Below are 16,314 nucleotides of genomic sequence, written 5' to 3'. Positions count from 1 at the left end.
GCCATGTCACGCACCGCCTCCCCGCACACCGCGCGCCTGATCAACGACAGGACGGCGTACAACCTGCTGCTCGCCCACGGGCCACTGTCCCGGGCGGAGTTGCAGCAGCGCTCGGGCCTGTCCAGGGCGACGGTCGGCGACCTGGTCGACCGCATGGTGGAGTCGGGCCTGATCTGCCAGGTCGGCCAGTCGCAGGCCCGGCGGCGAGGCCCGAGCGCGCTGCTCTACGGCGTGGTGGCCGACCGGGCCCACGTGGCGGGGGTGGAGGTCCGCCCCGACCGGGTGCTCGCCTCGGTCGCCGACGTCCTCGGCCGCCAGATCGGCGCCGCCGCGCTGCCCCAGGACCCGGGCGTGGCCCCCGACCGGCTCGTGTACGACGCCATCGCCGCCGCGCTGGCCGACGCCGAGGTCACCCGCCTGGACGGCGTCGTCGTCGGCACGCCCGGCGTGGTGGATCCGGCCAGCGGCGACGTGGCCTTCATCCACGCGTTGCCCACCTGGCACGCCAACCTGCTGCCCGGTCTGCGTGACCGGCTCGGCGACGTACCCGTCCTGGTGGAGAACGAGGTCAATCTGGCCGGGCTGGCCGAGCACCGGCTGGGTGCGGCGCGCGGGCACGACACGTTCGCGCTGCTGTCGCTCGGCGAGGGGCTCGGGGTGGCGGTGATCCTCGACGGGCGCCTGCATCGTGGCAGGTCGGGCGGCGCCGGCGAGATCGCCTACGCCCCCACCGGCCTCGGCGGCGGCACGTTGCAGCACCTCGTCGGCGGTCCCGCCGTCCGCGAGCTGGCCGCCGAGCACGGCCTGCCCGCCGGGGACAACGTCTCCGCGGTACGACAGGCCACACCGGACTTCCTGGACGCGCTGGCCGAGCGGGTCGCGGTCGCGGCCATGGGCATCTGCGCGGTCGCCGACCCCGGATTCGTGGTGCTGGCCGGAGAGATCGCCAGGGCGGCGGGCCTGCCGCTCGCCGCCAGGGTGGAGGAGCGGCTCAGGAACGACCTCCCGCTCCGCACCGAGGTCACCGTCGGCACGGTGGAGGGCGACCCGGTGGTGCGCGGCGCGGTGGTCATCGCCCTGGAACGGCTGCACAGGGAGACGTTCGGCCGGGACGTTCCGCAGTGAGCGGACATGCGAACCGGATGATCAAAGCTGATTGATTTTGCGGTCAATCGCTTGACATCGAGCAAAACCATGACACAACATTGCGCCCACTGTTCGACGAAAGGGGCTGCGGTGCTGAGAAATCGACCTGCGGGTCCCGGGCTCGCGCGGCGAACGGCCGATCTGTGGCACCGCACCGTGCCCTGGCGCTGGCTCGCGCCGAGCACGGTCCTCATCGCGTGTGTCATCGTCTTCCCCGCCTTGTACATGGCCTGGATGTCCTTCCTCGACATCAGCAGGATCGGCCTGGTCAGGGGCTTCGCCGGGCTGGACAACTACGCCAGGCTGCTCCAGGAGGACGCGCTCGGCCTCGTGATCGGCAACACGCTGCTGTGGCTGGTGATCGTGGTCGGCCTGACCGTCGTGCTCTCGCTCGCGCTGGCGCAGTTCCTGTCCAAGGAGTTCTTCGGCCGCAGGATCGTCAGGCTCGCGCTGCTGGTGCCGTGGGCGACCTCGCTGGTGATGACCGCGACCGTGTGGCGCTTCATCTACGAGGGCGGCAACGGGCTGCTCAACCGGCTGCTCATGGATTTGTCGATCATCTCGGCGCCGGTCGACTGGTACAAGGATCCCGCCACCGCCCTGTACTCGGTCATGGCGGTCGGGATCGTCACGTCGATGCCGTTCACCACGTACGTGCTGCTGTCGGGGCTGCAGACGGTGCCGCACGACGTGCTGGAGGCCGCGAGGATCGACGGGGCGGGGGCGTGGGCGACCTGGCGGCGGGTGACGCTGCCGATCCTGCGGCCGTCGCTCATGATCGCGCTGATTCTCAACATGCTGCACGTCTTCAACGCGTTCACCGTGATCTGGGTGATCATGGGCAAGACGGCGGGGAACCATGCCGACACGACGGTGACCTGGCTCTACAAGATCGCGTTCACGGCCCAGCTCGACGCGGGCGAGGCTGCGGCGCTGGGCGTGCTCAACGTGGTCTTCCTGCTCGTGCTCATCCTGCTCTTCGTGCTGGTCCTGCGGCCCCACCGCAATCCCGCGGCGGCCGACGAGGCCCCTGCCCCTGCGCCCGCCGTCGCACCCGTGCCCGGACGTCCCGTCCCGGCACCGCGACGCCCGGTCCTGGCGAGCAGGAGCAGGCCGGTCCTGGTCCGCGTGGGCCGGGGATGGCGGCGCGTCCGCCCCGTCGTGCTCCCGGTCGCCGGGTTCGCGGTGGCACTGTTCTTCGTCGCCCCCTACGCCGCGATGCTGTCCGGCTCGCTCAAGACCGACGCCGAACTGTTCGCCGTCCCCGCGACGTACCTGCCGGAGAACTGGGCCTGGTCCAACTACGCCGACGTGTGGAGACAGATCCCGCTGGCCGACTACTTCCGGGTCAGCCTGACCGTCGCGCTGGTCTCCACGGCACTCGTGCTGGTCGTCGCCGCGCCGGCCGCGTACGTGCTGGCCCGCGCCAGGTTCCGGGGACGGTCGGCCTACCTGGGCGTGATCCTCGTGACGCAGATGTTCCCGGCGGTCGCGCTGCTCATCGGGCTCTACCAGCAGGCGTTGGCGGTGAACGGGATCAACAGCTACGCCGTCATCATCGCCATCAACTCGGCCTTCAACCTCGCGTTCGCGGTGTGGATCCTGCACGCGCACTTCAGCTCGATCCCCGTGGAGATCGACGAGGCCGCGATGATGGACGGTCTCGGCCGCTTCCGGATCATGCTGCGCATGATCCTCCCGCTGGCCGCCCCCGGCCTCGTCACCGTGATGATCTTCACCTTCATCCAGGTGTGGAACGAGTTCGTCATCGCGCTGACGCTCTTCAACGACCCGGCCTCCGGACGCGTGCCGCTCACGGTCGGCGTCCAGCAGTTCATCGGCCTCTACGAGACCAACTACCAGTATCTCTTCGCCGCCGCGCTGATGGCGATCGTGCCGGCGGTGATCCTCTTCGCGCTCATCGAGAAGCATCTGGTGAGCGGCCTGACCGCAGGTAGCACCAAGTGACATGAGAAGGACTGGCGTGACATGAGCTCCAGAAGAAGATCACGACTTGGCGGCCTGGCCGCGGCGGCCGGCCTCGTACTCGCGCTCGCCGCGTGCGGCGGCGGCACGGGCGGCGGCGGCGAGCAGCAGTCCGTCAAACTGGTCGTCGCCCAGTACACGCAGGGCACGCGCCCCTACTGGGACGAGCTGATCAGGTCGTTCGAGGCAGCGCACCCCGGCAAGAACGTCGACCTGCAGGTGATCGACTGGGGAAACCTCCAGAGCCAGGTCAACACCATGGTCCAGACCAAGCAGTTCCCCGACATCCTCAACATCAACGTCTTCGCCGACTACGCGGAGGCCGGGCTGCTGTACCGCGCCGAGGAGGTGGTCTCCAAGGAGGTGCTGTCGGACTTCCTCCCCTCCTTCGCCGAGAACGCCACCTACGACGGCACCCAGTACGGCCTGCCGTTCGTCGCGACCGTCAACGGCATGTACTACAACAAGAAGATCCTGAAGGAGGCCGGTTTCGACAGGCCCCCGGCCACCTGGGACGAGTTCCGCGCGACGGTGAAGGCGATCAAGGCGCTGCCCGGCGGCTACGTGCCGTACGCGCTGGCGCTCGGCGCCGAGGCCGGCGACTACGAGTTCGGCACCTGGGTACGCGCCAACGGCGGTGACTGGCGTACCGGCGGGAAGTGGACCGTCAACGGTGAGCGCAACGTCGAGGCGCTGGAGTTCCTCAAGTCGCTGACCCAGGAGGGCTACACGCAGCCGAACCCCGGGCAGACCAACCGGCCCGACGGCACCTGGCCGCTGTTCGCCCAGGGCAAGGTGGGCATGGTGTACGCGTCCTTCGGGACCCGGGCCTTCCTCGACCAGGTCGAGAAGGGGGAGGTGGATTACGGGACCGCCCCCCATCCCACCAACCACGGGGCCGAGCCGAGCACCCATGGCATCCAGGACTATCTCATGGCCTTCAAGAAGGACGGCAACCAGGCACTGGTCCGGGAGTTCCTCGACTACTTCTACCAGGCCGACAACTACGCCAGGTACCTGAAGGTCGAGGGCCTGCTGCCGACGACCATGTCCGGCTCGGCGGTCATGCGCGAGGACCCGAAGGTCAGCCCCATCGTGGACATGGTGGCCAAGGCCCGCTTCGACCCGACCTCGCAGCCGGTCTGGGCCGAGTTGCGCGGCACGATGGCCGCGGACCTGGGCACCGCCCTGGCGCCCGGCGGCGACCCGCGTGCCGTGCTCGGCAAGCTCCAGCAGATCGCCGAGGGCTCCTGACCTCCGATCCGGCCGACGCCCGGTCGACGGGCGTCGGCCGCGCCGGTCACGCGCCGGTCACGCGACGTGAGTTCGCGCAGCGGTCACAGCGCCCAGCGGACCTCGGTGACCTCGCCGGGCTCGGCGGGGGCGGAGGTCCAGTGGACCAGGGTGAGGCCGTCCGGCGTCAGGGAGACCGCGGCGTCGTGCGGGGCGTGGACCGGCCCCAGGAAGGCGGCGGCGTCGCCCGGGTGCCGCCTGCGCAGCCGCGCCCCGTCCTCCGTGAGCCCGGCCAGCTCGCACGTCGACCACGCCACCTTGCCCACCCCGACCGGGAGCATCGCCCCTGACCTGGCCGCCAGGCGAATCCGCCGGCCCTCGAACAACGGCTCGCCGTCACGGCGCAGGACGAACGACTGCTCGACCGGGCCGACGTTGAGCAGGTGGACCAGCCGCCGGCCGGCGCCGTCGGCCGTCGAGGTGACGACGAGGCCGGGGGCGGGGGCGTCGTGCGTGTGGCGCGGTCGTACGCCGAGCCGCGCCAGCAGGCCCGTCCAGAAGTCCAGGTGGCACGGGTAGTCGCAGGCGAGCACGATCGCGCGGCCGGCGCCGGCCCGCACCTCCACGCCCACGGCGGCCCCCGACGAGACCTCGCGCACCAGGGTCTCGCCCGCGCCGGTCAACGGTTGCAGGACGTCCACCCTGACCTCGAAGGACTCGCCGCGGACCGACGGGAAGCGGTCGGCTCCGCCGTACACGACGGGACCCGGCTCCAGCCCGAGGGCGTCGGCGAGGATCGTGCAGGGGGCGCCGTCCACGTCGAGCCGGGGCAGCAGACCGGCGAGGAGCAGCCGCCCGCCCGCCAGCACGTGGTCGGCGAGGCGCCGCTGGACCGCGGCGGCGAGCGTGGACGCGCCGGCCAGGACGAGCACCGGCGGCAGTTCGGCGGCCTGCACGTCGACCGCGGGGAAGGAGAAACCGGACAGAAGCAGTGCGCGGGCGAGCACGTCACGCCCGCCCATGCCGCGGAACCGCTCCAGGTCGGCGACGACCTCGGCGCGGGCGCCGTCGCCTGGATGGCGGTACTCGGTCAGATAGTGGTCGGGGACGAAGCCGAGCGCCAGGCCGTCGTGCTCCTCGTCCATGTCGGCGAGCAGCCCGGCGATGCCTTGGACGGCCCGGGTCACCTCGCGCAGCGCCGGGTAGGACAGGTTCGGCCGGCCCTCGGGATCGATGGGCGCGGCGAAGCCGTGGCGCTCGCCGGTGAAGGCGATGCGGTCGTTGCCGTCGCCGGAGGGCACGTCGAGCGGCCGGTTGTAGCCGCCCGCGAAGAGGTAGTAGTTGATCAGCCGGTTGCCCTGCGCGAGGCAGAGCCTGACCTTGAGGTCGAGCGCCGACGGCGGCACCAGGCGGCCGAGGTCCTCGCCGTAGTCGCCGGTGCCCGCCTCGAACTCCAGCGACGTCAGCGGCTGGTCGGCGTCGTGCACGGCGGCCATGAACGCGTTGCCGACGTAGAGGTCGGCGACGTTGCCCACCGTCAGGTCGCCCAGGTAGTGGTCGGAGCCGGAGGTCATCTGGGGCAGGCCCTGGTAGCCGCGGTAGAGCTGGCTGATCCCGATCGGGTAGGTGCGGCCCCGGCCGTCGCCGGTGCCGTGGATGTTGATCAGGAACGGCCCGCCGACCCCGTACGCCTCCGCCCTCTCGCGCAGGAAGGCGATGTACCGGGCGTAGCGGTAGCGCATGTAGTCGCTCAGGTCGTGGTGGAAGGCCAGGGACGGCGCCTCGGGCGAGCGGCCCACCGGCCACCGGCCGTAGCGCTCGTGGACGTCGAAGCGTTCCGCGGCCCACGCCGCGAAGTCCGCGAGGACGACCTCGGTCAGGTCGGGCGTGTTGCTCACCCACGAGAGCATCCCGATCTCGTTGTCCAGTTGCACCGCGGCCACCCGCCCCGCCAGCACCGGCATGATCGCCGCGTACCACCGGTCGACCTCGGCCAGGAAGTCGGGTGACAGGTAGTCGATGGTCCTGGTGGGGGCGGGGGCGCCGTCCCAGCCCACCGGGTGCACCTGCGGGTGCTGCTCGTAGATCCGGTACGGGATGCCCTCGTTCTTCAGCTCCGCCATCACGAAGGGGCCGGGCCGGGCGATGACCAGCAGGCCCCGCTCTTCGGCCAGATCCAGGAACGTCCGTACGTCGCGGTGCTCCGCCGTGCTGCCGTCCAGGTCGATCGTCCCGTCGGGCAGCTCGTGCACCAGCCACGGCATGTAGGAGGCGACGGCGTTGCAGCCCGCGTCGAGGAGCCAGTCGAGCCGCGACGCCCAGTCGCGCCTGGGTAGCCGGAAATAGTGCACCTCGCCCGCCATCACCAGGGAAGGTGCGCCGTCGAGGAGGATCCTGCGCCTGCCGAACCGCATGAGCCGCATGGGCCGCGTCCTTTCGCCGGGGGGTCTTGCCGCTGTGAGGGTTCTCACATAAGGTCACTGAAAGCGGTTACTGCAAACGTTACGGAAGCAGGCGGCACATGGGCAACAAGCGCCTGACGGTTCGCGAGATCGCCAAGCTCGCCGAGGTCTCGGTGGCCACGGTCTCCCGCGTCTCGCGCGGCACCGGTCAGGTGAGCCAGGAGACGCGCGAGCGCGTGCTGCGGATCATCGAGGAGTACGGCTACCGCCCCAGCCAGATGGGCAGGACGCTGGCCGAGCAGCGACACGGCATGGTGGCGATCGTCTTCCCCGGGCTGGCGGGGCCGTACTTCTCGGAGCTGACCCAGGGCTTCGAGTCGCAGGCCATGGAGGCAGGCACCGGGGTGCACATCCTGGTCACCCATCACCGGCCCGACTCCGACGACAGCGTGCTCGACATGGCCTCGCGCGTCGACGGCATCGCGATCCACGGCGACACGGTCCGCGCCGAAACCCTGCGCAGGGTCGCCGCGGAAGTGCCCGTCGTGGTACTGGCCGGGCGGCCGATGGACGGTGTCCCCGCGGTCAGGGCCGACAACTCCACGATCGGCGAGCTGACCCGGCACCTGCTGGTCGACCACGGTTATCGCAGGCTGGCGTTCGTCGGCAACCCCGGCGGCTCGCCCGACGTGACGGACCGGTGGGAGGCGTTCCAGGCCGCGCACAAGCAGGCCCGCGTGACCGCGCCGCGCAACCCGGTGCTCCTGGGCCTGCAGCAGTCCGACGGCGTGCTGGCCGCGGGCGAGCTGCTCGACAGCAGGCGGCCGCCGCGCGCCGTGGTCTGCGCCAACGACGAGACCGCGCTCGGGGTGCTGATCGGCGCGCTGGGCCGCGGCCTGTCGGTGCCGGGCGACCTGGCGATCACGGGTTTCGACGACGTCCCGATGGCGTCGCTGGTGCAGCCGCGGCTGACCACGGTGCGCCAGCCCATCCGTGAGCTGGGCGCCACCACCGCACGGCTGCTCATCTCTGGGCTCGGCAACCGGGGAGCCGTCATGGACGCGGTGCTCGCCACCGAGCCGGTCTTCCGCGAGAGCTGCGGATGCCCCCGCACATAGCTAAGGAGTGAGTCAGGTGAGACGTCGCACGCTGGCAGGGATCGCCGCCGCCTCGGTGGTGTTACTCGCAGGATGCACGGGCACCGAGGGGGCCGCGCGCGACACCCCGGCGGCCGACGGGATGATCGGCTTCCTGGACTACGGCGATTTCGGGGGCGGCGCGGAGCCCCAGGCCAACTACAACCCCTACCTCAACGCCACCCGCCTGGGAGCCACGGACTACCTCTTCGAACGGCTGATGCTCTTCAACACGTACGCGTGCACGCCGCAGCCCTGGCTGGCCACCGCGTACGAGTGGACGGACCCGCGCACGCTGGCGTTCACGATCCGCCAGGGCGTGAAGTGGACCGACGGGCAGCCCTTCACCGCCAAGGACGTGGCCTTCTCCTACAACCTGATCAAGCAGCACGAGGCCCTCGACACGCAGGGACTCGGGCGCTACCTGGAGTCGGTGGACGCCACCGCCGACACGGTGACGATGAGGTTCAAGAGCGCGGGCGCCTCGGTGTTCACCCTCGCGGTCAACGTCCCCGTCGTGCCCGAGCACATCTGGTCGAAGGTCCCCGACCCCGTCACCTTCGTCAACGCCGACAACCCCGTCGGCACCGGGCCGTTCACGGTCAAGGCCATGAACCGGCAGCAGCTCACCATCGCCCGCAACCCCGGCTACTGGCAGGCGGACAAGGTGAAGGTGCAGGAGATCCGCTTCCACAAGGCCGACGCGCAGGGCGCCGTCGAGCAGCTCAAGCTCAGCCGCGGCAGCTACGACCACAACGCCATGTTCGTGCCCGACATCAAGAAGGCGTTCGTCGACCGCGATCCGAAGAACAACCACTACTGGTACCCGCCCGGCGGCACCATCAGCTTCTACATGAACCTCACCAAGGCCCCCTTCGACGACGTGGCCTTCCGCAAGGCCCTGACCACGGCCTTCGACCACCGTACGATCATCGACAAGGCGCAGCTCGGCTACGTCAAGCAGGCCAGCCAGACCGGGCTCGTCGTCCCCGGCCAGGAGGCGTGGCTCCCGCAGGGCGTCCAGGACCAGGGCCGCATCGGCTACGACCAGTCCGCGGCCGACGCCGCGCTGACGGCCGCCGGCTACCGCAAGGACGCCGAGGGACGCCGGCTCGGCAAGGACGGCAAGCCGCTGGCGTTCACCTTCAAGACCCCGTCCGGCTGGACGGACTGGCTGTCGGCCGCCCAGATCATCGTCAAGAACCTCCAGGCGCTCGGCTTCGACGTCGACCTCGAGACGCCCACGCCCGAGACCTACGACCGCGACCGCGCCATCGGCAGCTACGACACGCTCTTCGGCGTGCACGGCGGCTCGTGCAACATGTTCAGGAACTTCTCCGAGCCGCTGGGCGCCGACCAGAGCGCCCCCGTCGGCAAGAAGGCGCTCAGCAACTTCGTCCGGTGGAACGACGAGGAGACCGAGGGCCTGCTCGAGGAGCTGCGCGTCGCCACCGACGAGACCGCGCAGAAGCAGGCGGTCGCCGGCCTGTCGAAGATCATGGTGGACGAGGTGCCCGTGATCCCGATCTGGTACGGCGCCAAGTGGTTCCAGTACCGGACCAGCAAGGCCGTGGGCTGGCCGAACGAACAGGACACCTACGCGGGCCCCGGCGACAACCTGCTGATCGTCACGCGCCTGAAGCCGGCATGAGGTACTTCCTCCGGCGCGCCGGCTTCTTCGCCGCCACGCTCTGGGCGGCGATCACGCTGAACTTCCTCATCCCCCGGCTCCAGCCGGGGGATCCGGCCGAGGCGATCGTGCAGCGGCTGCGCGGCCAGTCGCAGGCCGTCGACCCCGCCCAGGTCGCGGCCGTGCGCAAGATGCTCGGCGCGCCGGAGGGAAACCTGCTCCAGCAGTACGCCGACTACCTGTCGACCCTCGTGCGGGGCGAATTCGGCGTCTCCTACACCTACTTCCCCTACTCGGTCACCCACATGATCGGCCAGGGCCTGCTGTGGACGGTGGCCCTGGTCGGCGTCACCCAGATCCTCTCCTTCGTCATCGGGACGCTGCTCGGCGCGTGGGCCGCCTACCGGCGCAACACCAGGGTCGACTCGGTGATCACGCTGGGCTCGACGTTCGTCGGCACGCTCCCGTTCTTCTGGCTGGCCCTGCTGCTCATCTACGTCTTCGCGGTCACGCTCAACTGGTTCCCCGAGGGCGGCGGCTACGGCGGCGGCAGCAGCCCCGGCTGGACCTGGCTGTTCTTCTCCGACGCCGTCCAGCACAGCGTGCTGCCCGCGCTGTCGTTGCTGATCGTCGGCCCGATCGGCTGGATCATCGGGATGCGCAACAACATGGTGCAGACGCTGGGCGAGGACTACGCCCGGCTGGCCAGGGCGCGCGGCCTGTCGCGCCCCCGCATCGCGCTGACGTACGGCGCGCGCATCGCCGTCCTGCCCAACGTCACCGGGTTCGCCATCGCGCTCGGCGGCATCCTCGGCGGGACCGTCCTCGTCGAGCAGATCTTCAACTACCCGGGGCTCGGCCGGATGATGTTCGAGGCCGTCTCCAACCGCGACTACCCCCTGATGCAGGCGCTGTTCCTGTTCATCACGATCGGCGTGCTGGTGGCCAACTTCCTGGCGGACGTCCTGTACGGCGTGCTCGACCCCAGGGTCAGGAAGAAGGTGGCGACGTGACCGCCGAACTGTCCGCCGCGCAGGCGTCCAGGGCCTCGCGGCTGCCCGGCTGGTTCGTCATCCTGTGGCGCAACCGCAAGTGCCGGATCGGGCTGATCCTGCTGGCGGCGTTCACGCTGGTGGCCGTGCTGGCGCCGTGGCTGTCGCCGTACGCGCCACGCGACGACTCCTACGCCGCCTCGGCGACGCCGTCCGCCGCGCACTGGTTGGGCACCACCGCGCGCGGCGAGGACGTGTTCTCGCAGCTCCTGTACGGCGCCCGCACCTCCTTGATCGTCGGGCTGGCGGCCGGGACGGTGTCCACCGTGGTCGGCCTGGTCATCGGCCTGACCGCGGGCTACCTGCGCGGGGTGGTCGACGAGGTGCTGTCGTTCTTCATCAACCTCGCCCTGGTCGTGCCGGTGCTGCCGCTGATGGTGACGCTGGCGGCCTACTCGCCGGTCAAGGGACTGTGGTTGATCATCATGGTGATCAGCGTCACCGGCTGGGCGTACGGCGCGCGGATCAAACGCTCGCAGATCATCACCCTGCGCACCCGCGACTACGTGACCGCGGCGAAGTTCGCCGGCGACTCCACGGCCAGGATCATCGCCAGGGAGATCCTGCCCAACATGACCTCGCTCGTCGTCGTCGGCTTCATGGGCGCCTGCCTGGGCGCGATCGGCGGCGAGGCGGGGCTGGCCTTCCTCGGGCTCGGCGACCCGGCCACCACGAGCTGGGGCACGATGCTCAACCAGGCCAACAGCGGTGGCGCGATGCTCACCGGCCAGTGGGCGTGGCTCGTGGCGCCGGGCGTGGCCTTCGCGGGGCTGATGATCGCCCTCACGCTGATCAACTTCGGGGTCGACGCGCTCAGCAACCCGCACCTGAGGGAGGACTGACATGGCGTTGCTGGAGGTCAGGGACCTGTCGGTGACCTACAGCCCGCGTGACGGCGCTCCGGTCACGGCGGTCGACCGGGTCGGCTTCGACGTCGCGGAAGGGGAGTTCGTCGGCCTGCTGGGAGAGTCGGGCTGCGGCAAGTCCACGCTGGGCAACGCCGTGCTCCGCCTGCTCGACAAGCCCGCGTCCATCTCCGGGGGCACGATCGTCTTCGACGGCGTGGACGTCACCACCGCCGACGAGGACGCCCTGCGGCCGCTGCGCTGGGCGAAGATCTCGACCGTCTTCCAGAGCAGCATGAACTCCCTGAACCCGGTCATCACGGTCGGGGCCCAGTTCGCGGACACCTTCAGCGCGCATTCCGTCGATCCCGGCGACCGGGCGCGGGAGCTGCTGGAGCTGGTCTCGCTGGAGCCCGACGTCCTGCGCAGGTACCCGCACGAGCTGTCGGGAGGCATGAAGCAGCGCGTCGCCCTCGCGCTCGCGCTCGCCCTGTCGCCGCGGTTCGTGCTGCTCGACGAGCCCACCACCGGCCTGGACGTGGTGGTCCAGCGCACCATCCTGGACCGGCTGCGCGAGCTGCGGGCCTCGCTCGGCTTCGCCGTGCTCTTCATCAGCCACGACCTCGGCACCGTCATGGAGATGGCCGACCGCGTCATGGTCATGTACGCCGGGGAGATCGTCGAGGACCAGCCCGCAGGCGCGATGCTCGCCGCGCCGCTGCATCCGTACACGCGCGGCCTGCTCGGCTCCTACGCCGACCCGCGCGCGCCCGAGATCACCGTCGACTACGTGCCCGGCCGCCCTCCGGACCTGTCCCTGCCGCACGAGGGCTGCCGCTTCGCGCCCCGCTGCCCGGTGGCGCTCGACCGGTGCGCCACCACCCACCCCGAGCTGCTGCCGGCCGGGAGCGGCGCGGCGCGCTGCCTGCTGGCCGGCCAGGTGCCCGAGACCGCCACCTCCGGCGTCTTCGCCGCCGCGCGCTCCAGTCCCCCGGACGCCCCGCCGGTGCTGTCCGTGCGGGCCGTGGTGAAGGACTACCGGGCGCGGCACGGCGCCACCCGCGCGGTGGACGACGTCTCCTTCGACCTGCGCCGAGGCAGCGTGACCGCCCTCGTGGGCCAGAGCGGGTCGGGCAAGACGACGCTGGCCCGGCTGGTCACCGGCGTCGAACGGCCGACGGCGGGGTCCGTGGTGTTCGGCGACGGCATCCGCGTCGACAGGCTGCGCGGCCGGGGGCTCAAGGACTACCGCAGGCACGTGCAGTTGGTGTTCCAGGACCCGTTCGCCGCGCTCAACCCGACCAGGACGCTCGCCTACGCCCTGTCGAGGCCGCTGCGCAACCACCTCGGCCTGACCGCGGCAGATGCCCGGACGCGGTCGGCCGAGCTGCTCGAGACGGTCGGCCTCGCGCCCGCGTCGCAGTACCTGGACAAGCTGCCCCACCAGCTCTCCGGAGGCCAGCGGCAGCGGGTCGTGATCGCCCGCGCCCTGGCCCCGGAGCCGGAGGTGCTGGTCGCCGACGAGCCGATCTCCATGCTCGACGTGTCGATCCGCGCCGAGATCCTCGAACTGCTCGACCGGCTCGTGCGTGAGCGCGGCATCGCGATGCTCTACATCACGCACGACCTGCTCAGCGCCCGGTTGCTGGCCGACGAGGTCCTGGTGCTGCGCGACGGCAAGGTCGTGGAGCGCGGGCCCGCCCTCCGGGTGATCAGGCGGGCCGAGCACTCCTACACCAGGCTGCTCCTCGACTCGATCCCTAATCCGTCGCCGGCAGTTCCACCAGAACGGCGCCAGGTTGCGGGAGATCCAGGTCGATGACGAGGCGGCCCCCCTCGGGGGTCGCCTCCGCGGGTTCGGCGCGCAGGACGTCCGCCTCGCGGAGCGGTTCCCACTGCTCCTCGGTCGGCCACTCGGCCACGCCGAGACGCGCCGCGAGCACCGACACGTCGCCGTGGTCGCGGTCGAGCCGCGTCACCGTGACGGGCCGGACAGGCCCGCCGACGGACAGGCGCACCCGGCGGTCGAGACCCGCGCCGCCGCCCGCCTTGGAGTGGTCGAGCGTGTGGTTCCACAGCAGGATCGCCAGCGTGCCGTCGGCGCGGCGGCTCGCCCAGCTCTGGACCAGGCCGCCGGCGCCGTCGCCCGCGGCCGTGACGGGCAGCTCGACGTCGCCGAGCCGCGACAGCAGGTGCAGGGCGTGGTAGCGGGCCTTGGCGATGCCCCCCACCGTGATCAGCCCGAAGCCGCCGTGCAGCAGCCGCGGCGGCCTGCCCAGCTCCTCGAAGTGGTCCGAGGCCACCCAGTACGACAGCGCGTCCACCCGCCCCGCCGCCGACCGCATGCCCTGCAGCAGGAACATCGCCGACGCCGCCCCGTCGTTGACCGGGTTGAAGTGGGTCGGGGTGACGCCCCACTCGGTCCACAGGATCCGCGCGTCCTCGCGCCCGAACCGTTCCAGCGTGGGACGCAGATCGAGGGGCGGGCTGCCGTAGGTGTGGGTGGAGACGAAGTCGAGCGGCGCCCCGGACTCGGCGACGTGCTGGAGCAGCTCGTCCACCCATCCGGCCGCCGCGGAGGAGGGGCCTCCGACGCGCAGCGACGGGTCGACGTCCTTCACGGCGAAGGCGGTCACGTCGTACAGGCGCATCCACTCCTCGCGGTCGGAGGACCAGAAGACCTCGAGGTTGGCCTCGTTCCACACCTCGAAGTCCCACTGGCGCACCTCGTCCAGGCCGTAGCGGTCGACCAGGTGCTGGACCAGCGCCCGCACCAGGTCGCCCCACCGCTGCCAGTCCTTGGGCGGCGAGATGATCGCGCGGTAGTCGAAGACGGTGCGCTCGGGGTCGCTCGCCAGGTCGCGCGGCATGAACCCGATCTCCACGACGGGCCGCAGCCCGGCCCGCAGCACGGCGTCGTACACCTCGTCTACCCCGGTGAAGTCGTGCACCGGCTCGCCGTCGACCTCCCGGTAGACGCCGAGGTCGTCGTGCAGGATCGCGTGGGCGCGCACCGCCTCGACGCCGATCTCCGCGCTGATCCTTTCGAGCGCCGCCAGCAGCTCCTCGCCGATCGGCCGGCCGCCGCTCAGGTCGGCGCAGCGTAGCTGGCTGAGCCGCTCGCTGCCGATCATCGGTCTCCATGGCCTGCGCAGCGGGGTCTCGTCCGTCCCGACGCTCAGCGTGACCCGTGGTGTCGCGCCGTCCGGGGGCAGGGCCGTGGCCGGGACGGCGGGGCCGAGCCGTCCGGTCACCGTCACCTCCGGCACCGAGGCCACGGCGTAGAAGTACGGCGTGCCCGGCCGGCCCGTCGTGTCGACGTACGAGGTGTCGGGCACGGCCAGCACGTCCTGCCCCAGATGGTCGCACGGGGCGTACGGCCCGTCCGGGGCCTCGGCCCGGTGGACGAGATATCCGACGGCTCCCTCGACCGGCTGCCACCGCAGGGTCACGTGCCCCTGGCCCGCCTCCGCCACCAGGCCGGTGGGGGGTGGGAGCGCGGGCGGTTCGCTGCGCCGGGTGCTGTCGGAACGACGGGAGATGCGGGACTCCCAGTCGATGCGGGTGGTCACCTGTTTCGCCTCCGCTGTAACCGGTTTCTGAAACCCTTACACTTCCTTGCGAACGTGGGCGATGTCAAGGCGCGGCCCGCACCCGACCGCCGCGGCCCGCTCTCCAGCGGACGGCGACCCCACCCGGCCCGCACCCGCGTGCGTGCGTGCGTGCGGCCCCATCGGTTGCGGCCCCATCGGTTGCGGGCGCTTCGGGTTGCGGGCGCTTCGGGCGTGGCATAGAGTCGCCGAAAGCGTGTCAGCAAGCGTTTTCAGGGCGTGGGTGCCGGATGGCGAAGCGGGGCAGGCGCGCGACGACCCTCCAGGAGATCGCGCAGGAGGCCGGCGTGTCGGTCGCGACTGTCTCCAGGGTGGCCAGGGGCGTGGGCCAGGTCTCCGACGACACCCGTCGGCGCGTGCAGGCCGCCATCGAGCGCCACGACTTCCGGCCCAGCCGCCTGGGCAGCGGGCTCGCCCAGCGCTCCCACGGCGCGCTCGGCATCGTCTTCCCCGGCCTGTCGGGGCCGTACTACTCCGAGGTGATGGGCGGCTTCGAGGAGGAGGCCGTCAACGCCCATCTCGCCGTCCTCATCCTCGGCACCCACCTGCTCCGCGAGTCGCACGAACTGGTCAGGGACACCGCGGCGCGGGTCGACGGGCTGGCCGTCATGGGCGGTGTGCTGCCCGACGAGCTGGTCGACCGCCTGCACGACCGCGGCGACCCGGTGGTCCTGCTGGCCAGCCGGCCGCGGGCGGGCATTCCCACGGTCCGCACCGAGAACCTCTCCGCCTTCGACCGGCTGACCAGGCACCTGTTGCTCGACCACGGGTACGACCGGCTGACGTTCGTCGGCGACCCGGACAACTCGCCGGACGCGGGCTACCGCTGGCAAGGGTTCGCGCAGGCGCACCGGCACGTCCGCGCCGAGCCGCCGGCCGAGCCGGTGCGGGTGGGGCTCACCCAGTCGGAGGGGTTCATCGCGGTCAACCGGCTGCTCGCGGCCGGGCCGCCGCCGCGCGCCCTGGTCTGCGCCAACGACGAGACCGCCATCGGCGTCGTGCTCGCCCTGCTGGACCGGGGGCATCGGGTGCCGCAGGACGTCGCGGTCACCGGGTTCGACGACATCCCGATGGCCGGTCTGCCGGTCTCCGGGCTGACCACCGTGCACCAGCCGATGCGCGAGCTGGGCCGGGAGACCGCGCGGCTGCTCCTGCGCGACATCGAGGGCAGCGGGCCGGCCGCGGTCGACCGCGTGCTGGAGACGCATCTGGTGATCCGCGGTAGCTGCGGGTGCGGGGCGGCGTGACGCTCGCCCGACGCCGGTGACGCACC

At 71.4% G+C, this 16,314-nt stretch carries 11 protein-coding genes; 9 read left to right on the top strand and 2 right to left on the bottom strand.

What is annotated here, in order from left to right; translation table 11 throughout:
• Positions 1 to 3: 3 nt before the first annotated feature.
• From ACZ6S0_RS09515 to ACZ6S0_RS09505, 3 genes are all read left to right on the top strand, one after another.
• A complete protein-coding gene (locus ACZ6S0_RS09515) occupies positions 4 to 1,125 on the top strand; it encodes an ROK family transcriptional regulator (RefSeq protein WP_465915058.1) in 1,122 nt (373 codons plus the stop codon).
• A 111-nt stretch (positions 1,126 to 1,236) separates the two neighbouring features.
• On the top strand, positions 1,237 to 3,114 hold the full coding sequence (locus ACZ6S0_RS09510) for an ABC transporter permease (protein WP_465915056.1): 1,878 nt from the start codon (positions 1,237 to 1,239) through the stop codon (positions 3,112 to 3,114).
• 21 nt (positions 3,115 to 3,135) lie between these two features.
• A complete protein-coding gene (locus tag ACZ6S0_RS09505; protein ID WP_465915054.1) occupies positions 3,136 to 4,386 on the top strand; it encodes an extracellular solute-binding protein in 1,251 nt (416 codons plus the stop codon).
• Between the two features lie 83 nt (positions 4,387 to 4,469).
• On the opposite strand, the gene ACZ6S0_RS09500 is transcribed toward ACZ6S0_RS09505, so the two are convergent.
• On the bottom strand, positions 4,470 to 6,788 hold the full coding sequence (locus tag ACZ6S0_RS09500) for a beta-galactosidase (protein ID WP_465915053.1): 2,319 nt from the start codon (positions 6,786 to 6,788) through the stop codon (positions 4,470 to 4,472).
• Positions 6,789 to 6,886: 98 nt separating this feature from the next.
• On the opposite strand from ACZ6S0_RS09500, the gene ACZ6S0_RS09495 reads away from it, so the two are divergent.
• From ACZ6S0_RS09495 to ACZ6S0_RS09475, 5 genes are read left to right on the top strand one after another with little or no spacing between them, the layout of a single operon-like run.
• A complete protein-coding gene (locus tag ACZ6S0_RS09495; RefSeq protein WP_465915051.1) occupies positions 6,887 to 7,885 on the top strand; it encodes a LacI family DNA-binding transcriptional regulator in 999 nt (332 codons plus the stop codon).
• A 16-nt stretch (positions 7,886 to 7,901) separates the two neighbouring features.
• Positions 7,902 to 9,554, top strand: coding sequence for an ABC transporter substrate-binding protein (locus ACZ6S0_RS09490; RefSeq protein ID WP_465915049.1), 1,653 nt, complete (start codon positions 7,902 to 7,904; stop codon positions 9,552 to 9,554).
• Positions 9,551 to 10,546: an ABC transporter permease gene (locus tag ACZ6S0_RS09485; RefSeq protein ID WP_465915047.1), complete on the top strand. Its 996-nt coding sequence runs from the start codon at positions 9,551 to 9,553 to the stop codon at positions 10,544 to 10,546. Before ACZ6S0_RS09490 ends, ACZ6S0_RS09485 begins: the two co-directional genes overlap by 4 nt.
• Positions 10,543 to 11,427 (top strand): ABC transporter permease, encoded by an 885-nt coding sequence (locus ACZ6S0_RS09480; RefSeq protein ID WP_465915045.1) that lies wholly within the window; start codon positions 10,543 to 10,545, stop codon positions 11,425 to 11,427. Before ACZ6S0_RS09485 ends, ACZ6S0_RS09480 begins: the two co-directional genes overlap by 4 nt.
• 1 nt (position 11,428) lies before the next feature.
• Positions 11,429 to 13,252 (top strand): ABC transporter ATP-binding protein, encoded by a 1,824-nt coding sequence (locus ACZ6S0_RS09475; RefSeq protein WP_465915043.1) that lies wholly within the window; start codon positions 11,429 to 11,431, stop codon positions 13,250 to 13,252.
• On the opposite strand, the gene ACZ6S0_RS09470 is transcribed toward ACZ6S0_RS09475, so the two are convergent.
• Positions 13,191 to 15,002: a GH39 family glycosyl hydrolase gene (locus tag ACZ6S0_RS09470; RefSeq protein WP_465915042.1), complete on the bottom strand. Its 1,812-nt coding sequence runs from the start codon at positions 15,000 to 15,002 to the stop codon at positions 13,191 to 13,193. The two genes, ACZ6S0_RS09475 and ACZ6S0_RS09470, sit on opposite strands and share 62 nt — an antisense overlap.
• Positions 15,003 to 15,271: 269 nt before the next feature.
• Here ACZ6S0_RS09470 and ACZ6S0_RS09465 point away from each other — a divergent pair, with 269 nt between their 5' ends.
• Entirely contained in the window at positions 15,272 to 16,288 is a 1,017-nt protein-coding gene (locus tag ACZ6S0_RS09465) for a LacI family DNA-binding transcriptional regulator (protein WP_465915040.1), read from the top strand.
• Positions 16,289 to 16,314: the final 26 nt, after the last annotated feature.

Source organism: Nonomuraea sp. NPDC051298 (genome assembly GCF_055586305.1).
Note: the sequence above shows the minus strand (reverse complement) of the source record. Positions and strands in the feature narration are given on the sequence as shown.

Bases quoted from the DNA above. Each gene is read 5' to 3' on its own strand.
- ACZ6S0_RS09505 (WP_465915054.1), top strand. From the start codon at position 3,136: ATGAGCTCCAGAAGAAGATCACGACTTGGCGGCCTGGCCGCGGCGGCC.
- ACZ6S0_RS09485 (WP_465915047.1), top strand. From the start codon at position 9,551: ATGAGGTACTTCCTCCGGCGCGCCGGCTTCTTCGCCGCCACGCTCTGG.
- ACZ6S0_RS09515 (WP_465915058.1), top strand. From the start codon at position 4: ATGTCACGCACCGCCTCCCCGCACACCGCGCGCCTGATCAACGACAGG.
- ACZ6S0_RS09475 (WP_465915043.1), top strand. From the start codon at position 11,429: ATGGCGTTGCTGGAGGTCAGGGACCTGTCGGTGACCTACAGCCCGCGT.
- ACZ6S0_RS09495 (WP_465915051.1), top strand. From the start codon at position 6,887: ATGGGCAACAAGCGCCTGACGGTTCGCGAGATCGCCAAGCTCGCCGAG.
- ACZ6S0_RS09465 (WP_465915040.1), top strand. From the start codon at position 15,272: ATGGCGAAGCGGGGCAGGCGCGCGACGACCCTCCAGGAGATCGCGCAG.
- ACZ6S0_RS09500 (WP_465915053.1), bottom strand. From the start codon at position 6,788: ATGCGGCTCATGCGGTTCGGCAGGCGCAGGATCCTCCTCGACGGCGCA.